This window comes from Nanhaiella sioensis (assembly GCF_046557775.1).
GTDB lineage: Bacteria > Bacillota > Bacilli > Bacillales > SM2101 > Nanhaiella > Nanhaiella sioensis.
This window is the reverse complement of record NZ_JBKAEG010000001.1, coordinates 3,982,366-3,996,748: the sequence shown is the minus strand read 5'-3', so window position 1 is coordinate 3,996,748 and position 14,383 is coordinate 3,982,366. Positions and strand designations below refer to the sequence as shown.

The window sequence follows — 14,383 nt, the reverse complement described above, 5'->3', positions numbered from 1 at the left end:
AATTTACTCAATATCGTTGGTAATTTATTGTTAAATACCTACACAAGTAATTTCATCGTGTGCTTCATAAGTACGAGGCAACTATTTCATTGCACTTGCACCTGACACCAACCGATTGCTCCTTCTTCCTATCTGTCCTCCAATTTTGTTTGAAAAAATTCTTAATAGTAACAATTGTAATATTAACAAACATGTATAATATACATACTAATTGTAAAGGTGGGTAATTTTATTGTCAAGGCCTGCCACTGCCATCTTTCCTTAATATTGGAAGAGAGCGCACAAACCTTGACTTGAACAGCGACAGACTTTCTTCAAACCTTGTTCCTACAACCTTATAAACTGGTAGGTGATTTACCATACTATGTCCTGCTGTTGTAAGCTATTGAATAGAATTAATGATAAATGAAGGCCGTTTTCGTAAACTTTGTTGCATTTTTTCACTTACATTTAAATAACTGATGTGTTTTATATGACGTCCATAACCTTTGAGAAGAAAAGATGCCCCGAGCGATAGCTATATTTGTGTTTAGCTCTTTTTATGAATAGCAACAATGTGAAAACAGCTCAAATGAAAAAGAAGGATACTGCATGAAGTATCCTTCTTTTAAAGCTTATGTTGTTTACTCTTTGAATTCGAGTTCACTTTGAGAATCGTCACTTACCGTCTCTGTCGTATTGTTAAGGCCATAGTGTTCTCGAATTTGTTCGTGTATTTGTTTTGATATGTCCGCATTTTCCATTAAGAATTGTTTAGCATTTTCTCGTCCTTGCCCTAGGCGTTCACCTTCAAACGAGTACCAAGATCCGCTCTTCTGAACAATATCGAGCTCAGAGCCCATATCAAGAATTTCTCCCTCTTTGGAAATTCCTTCTCCGTACATAATATCAACCTCGGCTATTTTAAACGGAGGTGCCACTTTATTCTTTACTACTTTTAATTTCGTTTTATTACCTACGATATCATTTCCTTGCTTCAACTGTTCAGCTCGACGAACCTCTAAACGTACTGAAGAATAAAACTTTAACGCACGACCACCAGGTGTAGTTTCCGGATTCCCGAACATAACACCAACCTTCTCACGAATTTGGTTAATGAAAATAGTAATCGTTTTAGATTTATTTATTGCTCCTGAGAGCTTACGTAAGGCTTGAGACATAAGACGTGCTTGCAAGCCAACATGAGAGTCTCCCATCTCCCCTTCAATTTCAGCCTTTGGAACGAGCGCTGCAACCGAATCTATGACTATAATATCAACAGCACCACTTCTTACAAGTGCTTCAGCAATCTCTAACGCCTGCTCACCTGTATCAGGCTGAGATAGCAATAGTTCATCTATGTTAACACCTAGCTTTTGTGCATAAATAGGGTCTAACGCATGCTCAGCATCGATAAATGCAGCTTGACCACCTTGTTCTTGCACTTCAGCAATCGCATGAAGAGCAACTGTTGTTTTACCGGAGCTTTCAGGTCCGTATATTTCAACGATACGACCACGTGGATAACCACCTGCTCCAAGCGCAACATCCAATGCTAATGAACCACTAGGAACGGTAGATATTTGACGCTCCGACTGTTCACCTAACTTCATTATTGATCCTTTACCAAATTGTTTTTCTATTTGTTTTAACGCCATATCTAATGCAGCTTGACGATCACTCACATTTATTCCTCCTCATCTCCATTACTACTTTATACTATACCTTGTTTTTAGACATTTGCCAAGCAAAAAACGAACATCTATTCGTTTTTTATTCAAAAGTGAACTCAATCAGGCAAAATAGAACATTGTTCTGTAAAATAGATTTGGGGATCTAAAACTTAAGTTCTTTTCGTATTTTTCATGGCTATAGTTCCTTAACTGATAGAAAAAAATATCGTTTTAATACACAGTCATCGCTTGTAGCAGAAAAAATGCCCATCGTACTAATTATATTTTGTTTATATTTTAATTCAAAGAAACTAAAAAAGTTGGGCAGCCTATGCCTGATTATTTTTTCAATTGTTTGAGTAAATAATAGTATCCATATTTAATAGCTCTTTCTCTAATCATTTGTCTAGAACCAGCTAATTTCAATGAATAGACTTCTGTAGGATGATCTTTGATCGAAAGTCCAATAAAGACCGTTCCTATATCTTTACCTTCCACGCTTTGTGGCCCAGCAACTCCAGTAAAGCTAATTCCACAGTCAGAGTTACATGATTTCCTCACATGCTCAGCCATTTGTTGTGCACACTCTTTACTGACGGCACCTTCCTGTATAAGTGTCGTTCGGTTAACATTGAGTAATGTTTCCTTCATATCATTCGTATAAGCTACAATTCCACCTTTGGCTACAGATGAAGAACCAGGAACAGCTATTAACTCACTCATAAACATGCCTCCAGTTAAACTTTCAGCGCTTGCTATCGTCAGTTTTTTTTCTTGTAAAACAGCAACCGCATGTTCTAATAGTGAGGTGTTTTCATAGCCATAAAAATATTGACCGACACGACTTAGTATTTCTTGTTCTGTATCATCAAGAAGCTCATTAGCTTTGTCTACTGAGGAATGTTTAGCTGTCAATCGAAGTTTAACTTCAAAGTTAGATGCTAACGGAGCAATCGTCGGATTCACTTGTTTATCAATCAAATCTTCAATCTCAGTTTCCAACTTAGACTCACCAATTCCAAAGAACCTTAATACGCGAGATATGATTCTTTCCCGAACACCTAACAGGTTATTGAGATATTCTGTCCCGTATTTCAAAAACATTGGTTGCATTTCCATTGGAGGACCTGGTAATAGCATATATGTGACATGATCCTTTGTTATAGCCATTCCTGGTGCCATCCCATGGTCATTAAGCAATACCGTTGCTTTTTCTAGAATAACAGCTTGCTTTTTGTTATTGTCTGTCATTTTACGATTTACTTTTTCATAGTACGCTTCAATTCTCTTAAGCGACTTTTCATGTATGACTAGCTGTTGCTGTAGCATTGATGCCATCGTTTCCTTAGTTAGATCGTCTTTTGTTGGGCCTAACCCTCCAGTAAAGATAATTAATTTTGACCGCTGTTTTGCAGTTTCAACAACCCTTTTTAATCGATCTTGATTATCCCCAACTACAGTATGAAAATAAACATTAATTCCTAGCTCTGCTAATTGTTTCGAAAGAAATTGGGCATTTGTATTCGCAATTTGCCCTAATAATAACTCTGATCCAACTGCTATAATCTCAGCGTTCATGTCTTCCCCCCGTAAAAATAGCATGTGTAGTCTGCTACATGATGTACCTTTAACATTATGAGGATGAGAAGGAAACCCGTCTCATCCTCATTAAAGATTATACTACTTCGTGCATCGTCTCAAATTCTGGTTCACTTTGAGTTAGCAAATACTTGTTTATTTTTCGCAAAATAGTCCCATCCAGACCAAATTGTGAAAAATACTGCGATCCATAGTGCTATATCAGCAAATGGAATCGACCATGCTTCAAAAGGAATATTATGTAATAGCAATGCAGAAACGGCTACAATTTGTGCCCATGTTTTAATCTTGCCAAGCATGTTTGCAGCAACAACTTCACCACCACCTGCTAGAACAAGTCGTAAACCTGTTACGGCAAATTCTCTACTTATAATGACTATGACCATCCATGCAGGTGCCAATTCAAACTGAACGAGTGTTATCAGCGCCGCTGACACTAATAGCTTATCAGCTAAAGGGTCTAAAAATTTTCCTAAGTTGGTGACGAGATTATATTTCCTTGCATAATAACCGTCAATCCAATCAGTTGTGGAAGCAATGATAAAAATGATAGCACCAATGAAATGTGTAACAGGTATCTCTCCTCCGCCTATTTGCAATTGTCCCCAGGATAGCGGTGCAAGCATTATCACCAAAAACACTGGAATTAACAAAATACGTGAAACGGTAATCTTATTTGGTATATTCACAAATTCTTCCTCCTTCATAACTTACATGTACAATAATATATCAGAAAAAGCCATCAAAATGATGACTTTATTGTTTATTAAAGAGGATCTCAATTACTTGGGTTGTTCCAGCTTCTTCTGGAAACTCTAACATTTCTCCATTTATATTTATTTCTGTATCTGGTGTGAAGCCTGCTGTAATTACAACCTTGCTTTCCTCAGTCATGTCGTAGGCTAATGGTTGATCCTCAGCATTTAAATTTGTAGAATATAGTTTTTCACCTTGATCATTCACTACTTGAACCCAAGTATCTCCTGTGGATACAATCTCTAAATTAAATTCTTCTGTATTAGATAACTCCATTGAAACATTTCTTCCTTGTATATTTATCACTTCAAGTTCCTGTTCTACAACTTCCTCAGGCTCGTCCACTTCTTCATCCTGTACATCAGTTTCTTGATCAGCGTCTTCTGCTGCAGGCTCGCTGTCCACCTCTTCAACTGGATCATTTTCTTTTGAATTATCTTCAACGAAAATCGGATGCTCTTCTCCATTTTCCTGCGCTGGAGTACCATCTGAATTACCTAAAAAATTCAGCGCGATGAAGTAGATACCTATAAGAAGTCCGAAAACAAAAACTCCTGTTAATACTTTTGGTAGCACATCTGCCACTTTTGAAGTTGTTGTTGGTGAAATCTGTTTACGACTCTGTACTCTCGACAGCTGACCAGGTAAATCTGAATTAGATGAGCTAGGGAGTTCATTTTCATATTGTTCAAAAATAAGATCAGCATCTAACTCAACTGCTTCACAATACGATTTGATAAAGGCACGCACGTAAAATTGTCCAGGCATTCGATCATAATTACCGTCTTCAATTCCGATTAGATAACGTTTTTGTATCTTCGTTAACTTTTGTAAATCGTCTATGCTAATATTTTTTTCTTCTCTTGCTTCTTTTAATCTTTTACCTAGTTCTGTCAATGAAAACACCTTCCAATTTGCTAAAAATCAAATGTAGATAAGCTAGATTCTTGTAACATTTGTGGTTGTTCAACAATATCGTACGTTATTTCCTCTTCAGGATTATTCCGTAGTTCAATTATATAATCGAAATCGTCCATCTTATATTCAGTATTTCGAACAAATATATCCGGATGCTCAACTACCTTGACAGCTGGAAGCCTCATAATCTCCCGAACTAGCTGCCAATGGCGTTCTGAAGCCCTTTTCGTTGACACAATACCATCAATAATAAATAGATTATTTTCGTTATATTCGTCCTCAATGAGCTGGCTTCTGACCGTTTGTTTAAGCAATGTTGAAGATACGAATAACCATCGCTTATTTGCACATACGCTCGCAGCTACGACCGATTCAGTTTTACCAACCCTTGGCATACCGCGTATACCGATTAATTTATGACCTTCTTGTTTATACAGTTCTGCCATAAAATCAACTAATACGCCGAGCTCATCTCTGACAAATCGAAATGTTTTTTTATCGTCCTCATCCCTTTGAATATAACGTCCATGTCTAACAGCTAAACGATCTCGTAGCTTCGGTTCACGTATTTTTGTCACTGTTATATTATCCATAGTTTGTAAAATTGATGCAAGACGTTCTATTTGTTCATTCCGATCACATCTCAATAATAACCCACGTCGATGGTCCTTAACACCATTGATTGTAACGATGTTAATAGATAACATCCCTAATAAAGATGACACATCCCCGAGTAAGCCAGGTCTATTTTTATGAATTTCGTATTCTAAATACCATTCTTTTTTTTGCATGCAAATCCCCCTATGCAGCACTATAAAAAAATATTAAGTTACGTATCACACATAAGTCTATAAGACTATAATAAATGATTTATATGTAATATAAAAGGGGCATTCTTTACCCAATGATAATTAATTACTTTTTATACTAATTATTGTATCTTTCAGGCTCTTTTCGAAACTTTGTTACGGTTGAAGCAAGAAGTTGATTTATACGTTTTCCATCATTTCACATAACAAATAATGCCACGCATGCTAATTGGGGAATGTTTATTTCTTCAACAAACAACATTTTTTGATAAAACAGCCATTAGTGAAAAGTACATATCATGGTAAATTTCTTTTATATAATCAAGAGCTATCATCTAGAATAGCTAAGGAGCGGTTTTACCCCTTCCAACGTTACAATTAAATCAAAAAAGAGAGGAGCTCCCCCTCTTTAATGATTACTCCCATCATTTTCAACTAACTTGACCATCATATTCGCAATCGCCTGCTGTTCCTCATTCGATGCTACATGCCATAAATCAGCTAATACTTTTTCCTGAGCATTCTTCGGTTCTACTTGGTTGGATAAATAATCGCCAATTTGATAAGCAATATCCGATACCGTGTTTTGATTCATGCCACTTTCTTGTGCTTGATGAAGTCGATCTGCTAAAAAGTCCTTCCATTGTTCAAAATTATCTAGCACAGACATACAAAAGCCTCCTTCATGTGTAGTCAATTATAGTTTGTTTCAATGGCAAAAATTTATACAAACTAGCTATGACATTTAAGTGAACTTTATGCAATGACTCTTCCCCATAGCTTTGTTGCAACTTTTAAACCAACATAGCAGCTATGAAAAAAGCTGTACAAAAAAGGCTACACATATAGGTTATTATATGTGTAGCCTTGTCATTAACAATGCCACCCACCATTAACAGACAAAATTTGACCAGTGATATATGATGCTTTCTTTGAAATAAGAAATAATGCGGTATCCGCAATTTCCTGTGGCGTTCCAACCCGCCCTAAAGGTATCTCGTCCTCTATACCTTCAATTTCTTCATTCGAAAAAATGTCTAGCATGGCAGTATTAATTGCGCCAGGTGCAATGCCATTCACCCTAATTCCACTTGGAGCAACCTCTTTTGCCAATGCTTTCACAAATGTGTTTTGTCCACCTTTAACCATAGAATAGAGGACCTCACATGAAGCCCCTGTTATTCCCCATATAGATGTAATAAAAACAATATTACCTCTTTTGTTTGAAATCATATTTGGTAATAACGCTTTCGTAATAGTAAATGGGCTAGTAACATGCAGTTGGACCATTGCCGAAATATCTCGTTCATCCATATCAGTGATAAGTCCAAAATAACTATTTCCACTATTATGTATGACAATTTCTATATCATGTTCTATTTGTTCAAGCAGCTGATTTGGACCAGTTGGTAATGACAAATCCGCTTGAATGCCAACAACATGTACGCCTAGCTGTTCTATTGTATTAATCAACTTGTCAATTTCTTGTTTGCGTTGATGATAATGTACATATAATGAATAACCTTCCTCAGCTAATTTCTTAGCTATTTCCATACCGATGCCACCACTCGCACCAGTGATTAACGCATACTTCAACTCTCCACTCCCTTTAATTTACAGACCCTTTTCATATACTTCGTTTATTAGCATAGCGAGATGAGGTTTTATCAGACTACCGTCTTTGTTGAAGATAACGGGATGCCACCAACACGATTTATACCATATTTTTTTGTCTTGGTACAAATCAACAAATCAATCACTTTTTGCATGCATCTCCGTGCTCATTAACCTAGAAGTAACGAAGTTGTTGAAATATGATAAGCTATTGTCCAAACTTAAATATTTATTGGGGCTACTAGCTATACATAGCTCCTTATTGTTTCGGAACTACTTTACATACTGTCATTTGCGGTTCATTGAATAATTCCACAGCTGCACTGGTTAAATCCTCAATTGTTAACGATTCAAGTACAGGCACTACATCAAAGAGGTCCATGTCATTAAATGCATAACGTGTAAATTGGTTTGCAATATATTCAGGAGAATTTATTGCCCTTAAAAATGCTCCGATCTTTTTCTTTTTCACTCTTGTTAATTGTTCCTCTGTTATTTCTTGCTCTTTTAAATCAAGCATGATTTCACGCAAACGCTTCGTTAACTCATCTGGATCATTCGTGTCTCCACCAACCATTGCAAATCCAAAACTTGCCTCCTCAGTATAATCATAAGCAAATGTGTCATCTATTAGCCCTTCTTGATAGAGGTTTTCATAATGTGTTGAGCTTTTACCGAATAATAAATCTAGCATGACATTTATCGTTAGCTCATGCTTTAATAACTCTTGACCAGATCGTCCTATTTTGGGTGATTTCACACCTACCATACATTTTGAAGATTGTACATTCATTTGTAGCACTTGTTCTTTTTGTGCAACTTCCAACGGCTCATTGTATTCGAAACGGGTAATGTCCGGTTGATTTTCATAGTTTTTACTCGATTGATTTTCTCGGATCAAATGCATTATTTGTTCGGCATCAATTGGACCAACAACAAATAACAGCATATTACTCGGATGATAAAATGTTTCGTAACATTCATATAGCAGCTCTTTCGTAATATGAGAAATTGAATCAATTGTCCCAGCGATATCTATTTTTACAGGGTGATTCTGAAACATATTTTGGATTAAGCCAAAATATAAACGCCAGTCAGGATTATCATCGTACATTGTTATTTCTTGACCGATGATACCTTTTTCTTTGTCAACAGATTGATCAGAAAAATACGGAGCCTGAACAAAATTTATTAATGTTTCAAGGTTTAGTTTTACATTATCAGTACTAGAAAAAAGGTATGCTGTTCGTGTAAAGGACGTAAATGCATTTGCAGAAGCACCTTGCTTACTAAAATCCTGGAATACATCACCATCTTCTTTTTCGAACAACTTATGTTCTAAAAAATGAGCTATGCCATCAGGTACAGTAACCATCTCGTTACTATTTAAAGGCGTAAAACGATTGTCAATTGAACCATATTTCGTCGTAAACGTAGCATAAGTTTTGTTAAAACCCGGTTTCGGCAAAATGTAGACGTCAAGACCATTGCTCATTTTTTCATAATATAATGACTCCTCTAGCTGTTCAAAATTTATCTTCTTCATGCCTGACTCGCCTCCATCCCTGTTAAAAAATAAATCGTATCTAATTGTACATCTTGCGCAACAGCAACAATTTCTTCCTTCGTCACACCATTAATTCCATTGAGCCATTCATCAATAGAACGATGAATATTTGAAGCAACATTATGATATAGCACTTCTACTAACCCACGTGAATGATCGATTGTTTCAAGCACTTGATTTTTGATAACAGCCTTTGTTTGTGCTAGCTCTTGATCAGTAAAGTCACCTTGTTTCATCGCTGACATTTGCTCTTTAATGATATTTACGGCTTGATCATAATTTTGAACATCTATACCTGACATAACCATTAATAACCCTTTGTGGCTTTCAAGTCTTGAAGCAGCGTAATATGCTAAGCTTGCTTTTTCCCTAACGTTTATAAATAATTTCGAATGCGAGAAACCTCCAAATATGCCATTGAATACTTGTAAAGCAAAATACTCCTTATCAGCATAGGTTGTTTTTGTTCGATAACCTATATTTAACTTTCCTTGGCGCACATCCTGCTTCTCAATAATTTCGTTAACCTTCTCTACGGTATAAGTATTTTTCTTTGGTGACTGCCTGGCATTTCGTTTGGAAAATGAAAAAAAGTTAGAAACATATTGTTCAATTTGAGAACTATTTACACTTCCTATGACATACAAGTCAATCTCATCTTCTGACAGCACTCGCTCATAGTATTTATAAAGACTTGCTGATGTAATGTTATCTACTTCATCTAATTCACCATTAACATGCAAACTGTATGGCTCATCTTTACACATTTCTTGAACTAAACGATAATTAGCGTAGCGCATTTTGTCATCATAAACCGCTTGTATTCGCTGTTTTAAGGCTCTTTTTTCTTTTTCTACTATTTGTTCAGAGAAATGATTTCCTTCGAGATATGGTGTGAAAATGACCTCAGAAAATAATTGCATAGCCTTTTGCAGCAACGGTGTTTGATCTGATAAAAACTTTTCATTCGCAACTTCCATTTTAAATGAGATGACATGTTGTTCACCTTTTTTTGCTAAATCTACATCAAATGTTGCTCCATATAAATCATCTAAGTGTGATCTTAACTGTTTAACAGAAGGTAAGGACCGCGTCCCGCTTTGTAATACATGAGGTAAAAGTGCCCTTAGCGTTGCGTCTTGTTTTTGTAGTGGTGCATTCCATTTCATTAAGATCGTATTTGTTTTAAATTTTTCCGTTTCAATTGTGTGTAACCTTAATCCATTGATCGTGCGTTCTTGCTCTATGAATAATGACATAATTAAACCTCCTTCTATAAATTCTTTCAATTAGATGAATCTCATCTTTATATAAATATTAACGTGACATCGTTCATGTAAACTTGGAAAACGACATATCAATACAAACAAAGATTAATCTTCAACACATACTGTTTTTATTTTCTTCTAAAACAACGGAATTAACCTAAATTAAATATACCTTTGTACAAGAAGATTTTTCAAGTAAATACCTATTTGACAATTTGGAATGGCTCTTTTCGTAAACTTTATTACTATGATCACCAAGTTGGTACAATCTGAAGCGACTTTAGATGTTAGTCCTCGTGTTACAGAAGAAAAGATGCCCGAACTCTAGTTGTGTGTGTTCTTAATACGAAAAACAACAATGAATGTGCAAACAGCTTTTTGAAAGACATTAATTCCACACTATGTTACTTTAACTAACATGTATCCTAAACTATGTTGAAATGATACTAAATTAAAATACGAGAAGAGCTTTTGATATAGCTTACTCGATAGTTCTCGTCGTTTCTTAATAAGAGCATCTCCGATAATAAAAAAGCCTAAACAAAAAAAACTCCCACTAAGGGGAGTTTCAGTTAAGTCAATGCTATTATCGTTTGCCTTTTTCGTATGGGGTTCCAAGTGCTTTCGGTGCTTCTGCACGACCTACAAACCCAGTTAGAGCTAAAATTGTTAATACGTATGGTGCAATTAACAAGTAAACTGGAGGAATATCTTGAAGTACTGGAATAGTAGCCCCAATTACACTTAAAGATTGTGCTAAACCAAAGAACAATGCTGCACCCATCGCTCCGATAGGATGCCATTTACCAAAAATCATTGCTGCTAGTGCTAAAAAGCCTTGACCAGAAATAGTGGTAGCCGAAAAATTCCCTTGAATGGTTGCAGCATAAACTGCACCACCAACTCCTGCTAATACGCCAGAAATCATTACACCGACATAACGCATCCTTGTAACATTGATCCCCATCGTATCAGCCGCCATTGGATGTTCACCTACGGAACGTAATCTTAAACCGAATGGAGTTTTATAAACGATAAACCAAACGACAAATGCAAGCGCGATAGCAATATATGAAGTCCATGGTACACTTGAGAAAAAGATATCGCCGATAATTGGAATGTCTGATAAAAATGGTACATCAATCTTATCTAAACGTACTGCTATTGAATCAGTTTGACCTTTACCATAAATATTTTTAATTAAAAACATAGCTAACCCTAAGGCTAAAAAGTTGATCGCAACACCACTAACAACTTGATCAGCTTTCAGAGTAATACTCGCCACAGCATGGAGTAGTGAGAAAAGTCCAGAGGCTACTGCAGCCACAAGAACACCTATCCAAGGAGCTGCTGCACCAACTGAATCTTGGAGTGATAAAGTTGTCACAATGCCGGTAAATGCACCAAAAATCATTAAACCTTCTAAACCAATATTTACTACACCCGATCGCTCACTAAATACGCCACCTAATGCTGTGAAAATGAGGGGAGCTGCCCATAATAACGCAACAGGAATAATAATTCCTAACACATCTAATACACTCATTTATTTCCCCTCCTTGCTTAAGCGTGTAATAACCCAACGGATTAAGTAACTCGATGCCACGAAAAAGATAATTAGAGCTATGACAATTTGAACAAGCTCCGAAGGTACGTTTGCGTTAAAGTTCATTTGTGGAGCTGCTGTTTTTAGTCCACCAAACAATGCTGCAGCAAAAATAACACCAATGGCATGATTTGCCCCTAACAACGCAACAGCGATCCCATCAAAGCCTGTACCTGTAAACGCTGACATAACTGTCATACTTTGGAAAGTTCCTAGCCCTTCCATCGCACCTGCGACACCAGCGAAAGCACCAGAAATTGTCATCGACAAAATTATATTTCGTGAAACATTCATACCTGCATACTGAGAAGCATGCTGGTTAAAACCTACTGCTCTTAACTCATAGCCTTTTGAGGTTTTTTCAAGGATAAACCACATAATAAAAGCCGCTAATAAAGCAACAATAATTCCGTAATGAAGTCGTGAATTTGCTGTAATAGATGCCAAAAATGATGACGTTAGTGATGCACTTTCATTAATTTGTTGAGACCTTTCATTTCCTGCGTATAAAAAAGTCTTAATTAAAGCTGCAGTAGTATACAAAGCGATATAGTTCATCATAATTGTTACGATTACTTCATGTACCTTAAACCGCGCCTTTAAAAAACCCGGAATGAGCCCCCAAAAACCACCTGCCACTGCTGCAGCCAGAATGGCTAATGGTACATGTATAACTGAAGGTAGGGTAAAAGCTGAGCCGACCCATACAGCTGCCAGCCAACCGACTAAGAGCTGACCTTCAACACCGATGTTGAATAATCCAGTCTTAAAGGCAAATGCAACAGCGAGTCCTGCTAAAATTAGCGGAGTCATGGCACGAACCACTTCACCAATTGCTTTTGGTTTACCAACCATTCCCTCAAACAATGCACTATACCCTTCAACAGGGTTATAACCCGATACTAGCATAATGATTGCGCCAGCTAACAAACCGAGAGAGGCTGCTAGCACAGGGATTAATATATTTATTAGTTTTTCATTTTTTAATAGTTTTTGCATCACGAAACACCTTCTTTTTCAAGCTTACCCCCAGCCATTAACAGGCCTAGCTCTTGTTCATTTGTCTCCTTAGGGTCAACGATACCGACAATTTCCCCTTCATAAATAACAGCAATGCGATCACTTACATTCATGACCTCATCTAGTTCCAATGAAACGAGTAGTACTGCTTTTCCTTTATCACGTTCCTCAACAAGTTTAGCGTGTATGAATTCAATGGCTCCAACATCAAGGCCACGAGTTGGCTGAGCCGCAATTAATAAATCTGGACTCCGATCGACTTCACGTGCAATGATCGCTTTTTGCTGATTCCCACCTGATAAAGCTCTCGCTGGTGTAAATTCACTTGGTGTTCTGACATCATACTCTTCAATAAGTTCAGCAGATTTTTGATAAATATGTTTATAATTTAACACACCGGATTTTGCGTACGGTTGTTGATAATACGTTTGTAAGACAATATTTTCCCCAACAGAAAAATCTAATACTAACCCATGCTTATGACGATCTTGAGGAATATGCCCAACGCCAGACTCTGTTATTTTACGAGTTGACATCGTACTAATCTCTTTATTATTGAGCTTAATAGAGCCGGCTTTGACTTTACGTAAGCCAGTAATTGCTTCAATTAATTCTGTTTGACCATTACCATCAACCCCAGCAATTCCAAGAATTTCTCCAGCCTTTACTGATAGATTGAGTCCATTTACACTCGGTAAATTCCTGGCATCATGTACAACTAGATTATCTATTGTTAAAACCTCTTTTGTAGGTTTAGCTTCCTCTTTATCAACTTTGAAGTGCACTTCACGACCGACCATCAATGCCGCTAGTTCATCCGGATTAGTTTCGGCTACATTCACTGTTCCAATCCCTTTTCCTTTACGAATAACCGTACAGCGATCGCTAACTTCCATGATTTCCTTCAATTTATGTGTAATAAGAATAATTGATTTTCCTTCTTTAATAAGCGTTTTCATAATTTGAATAAGTTCACTAATTTCTTGTGGAGTTAGTGCTGCAGTCGGCTCATCAAAGATTAAAATTTCCGCTCCACGATATAATGTTTTTAAAATTTCAACCCGTTGCTGCATTCCTACAGATATATCTTCTATTTTTGCATGTGGATCAACTGCTAAGCCATATTTTTCAGAAATTTCACTTATAGACTTAGCTGCATCTTGAATATTAATTTTTCCACCCTTTGTCGGTTCGCTACCTAAAATAATATTCTCTGTTACTGTGAAATTTTGGACTAGCATAAAATGCTGATGTACCATCCCAATTCCTAGACGGTTGGCTACATTAGGGTCAGTAATTTTAACTTTTTCTCCCTTTACTTTGATATCCCCTTTTTCAGGTTGATACAAGCCAAACAACACATTCATTAATGTGGATTTCCCGGCACCATTTTCACCTAACAAAGCATGGATCTCGCCTCTTTTTACTTGTAGTGTAATATTGTCATTAGCAACGATTCCAGGAAACTCTTTTCTTATATTTAACATTTCAATCACGTATTCCACGATTATCACTCCTGACCCATGGATAGATAGAAAGCACGAGTGCTTTCACAATAGCTAAGCTTCTAATAT

General features: G+C 36.7%; 12 protein-coding genes. All 12 read right to left on the bottom strand.

Features of this window, described 5'->3' with window-relative positions:
* Positions 1-623: 623 nt before the first annotated feature.
* Positions 624-1,664 carry a recombinase RecA gene (gene recA, locus V1503_RS18625; protein WP_410628646.1) on the bottom strand — a complete coding sequence of 347 codons (1,041 nt, stop codon included), beginning with the start codon at positions 1,662-1,664 and terminating at the stop codon, positions 624-626.
* 327 nt (positions 1,665-1,991) lie between these two features.
* Complete coding sequence (locus V1503_RS18620; protein WP_410628645.1) at positions 1,992-3,230, bottom strand: competence/damage-inducible protein A; 1,239 nt, start codon at positions 3,228-3,230, stop codon at positions 1,992-1,994.
* Positions 3,231-3,361: 131 nt separating this feature from the next.
* Positions 3,362-3,958, bottom strand: coding sequence for a CDP-diacylglycerol--glycerol-3-phosphate 3-phosphatidyltransferase (gene pgsA / locus V1503_RS18615; RefSeq protein ID WP_410628644.1), 597 nt, complete (start codon positions 3,956-3,958; stop codon positions 3,362-3,364).
* A 49-nt stretch (positions 3,959-4,007) separates the two neighbouring features.
* Positions 4,008-4,913: a helix-turn-helix domain-containing protein gene (locus V1503_RS18610; protein WP_410628643.1), complete on the bottom strand. Its 906-nt coding sequence runs from the start codon at positions 4,911-4,913 to the stop codon at positions 4,008-4,010.
* 11 nt (positions 4,914-4,924) lie between these two features.
* Complete coding sequence (locus tag V1503_RS18605; RefSeq protein WP_214482750.1) at positions 4,925-5,716, bottom strand: DUF3388 domain-containing protein; 792 nt, start codon at positions 5,714-5,716, stop codon at positions 4,925-4,927.
* A 427-nt stretch (positions 5,717-6,143) separates the two neighbouring features.
* Positions 6,144-6,404 (bottom strand): DUF3243 domain-containing protein, encoded by a 261-nt coding sequence (locus tag V1503_RS18600; protein WP_214482749.1) that lies wholly within the window; start codon positions 6,402-6,404, stop codon positions 6,144-6,146.
* 203 nt (positions 6,405-6,607) lie between these two features.
* On the bottom strand, positions 6,608-7,330 hold the full coding sequence (ymfI, locus tag V1503_RS18595; RefSeq protein WP_410628642.1) for an elongation factor P 5-aminopentanone reductase: 723 nt from the start codon (positions 7,328-7,330) through the stop codon (positions 6,608-6,610).
* A 277-nt stretch (positions 7,331-7,607) separates the two neighbouring features.
* Positions 7,608-8,894 carry an EF-P 5-aminopentanol modification-associated protein YfmH gene (gene yfmH, locus V1503_RS18590; protein WP_410628641.1) on the bottom strand — a complete coding sequence of 429 codons (1,287 nt, stop codon included), beginning with the start codon at positions 8,892-8,894 and terminating at the stop codon, positions 7,608-7,610.
* Positions 8,891-10,174, bottom strand: coding sequence for an EF-P 5-aminopentanol modification-associated protein YfmF (gene yfmF, locus V1503_RS18585; RefSeq protein WP_410628640.1), 1,284 nt, complete (start codon positions 10,172-10,174; stop codon positions 8,891-8,893). Before yfmF ends, yfmH begins: the two co-directional genes overlap by 4 nt.
* Before the next feature lie 595 nt (positions 10,175-10,769).
* Entirely contained in the window at positions 10,770-11,729 is a 960-nt protein-coding gene (locus V1503_RS18580) for an ABC transporter permease (protein WP_410628639.1), read from the bottom strand.
* On the bottom strand, positions 11,730-12,788 hold the full coding sequence (locus V1503_RS18575; protein ID WP_410628638.1) for an ABC transporter permease: 1,059 nt from the start codon (positions 12,786-12,788) through the stop codon (positions 11,730-11,732).
* Positions 12,788-14,314: an ABC transporter ATP-binding protein gene (locus V1503_RS18570; RefSeq protein ID WP_410628637.1), complete on the bottom strand. Its 1,527-nt coding sequence runs from the start codon at positions 14,312-14,314 to the stop codon at positions 12,788-12,790. The genes V1503_RS18575 and V1503_RS18570 overlap by 1 nt, the downstream gene beginning before the upstream one ends.
* Between the last annotated feature and the right edge of the window lie 69 nt (positions 14,315-14,383).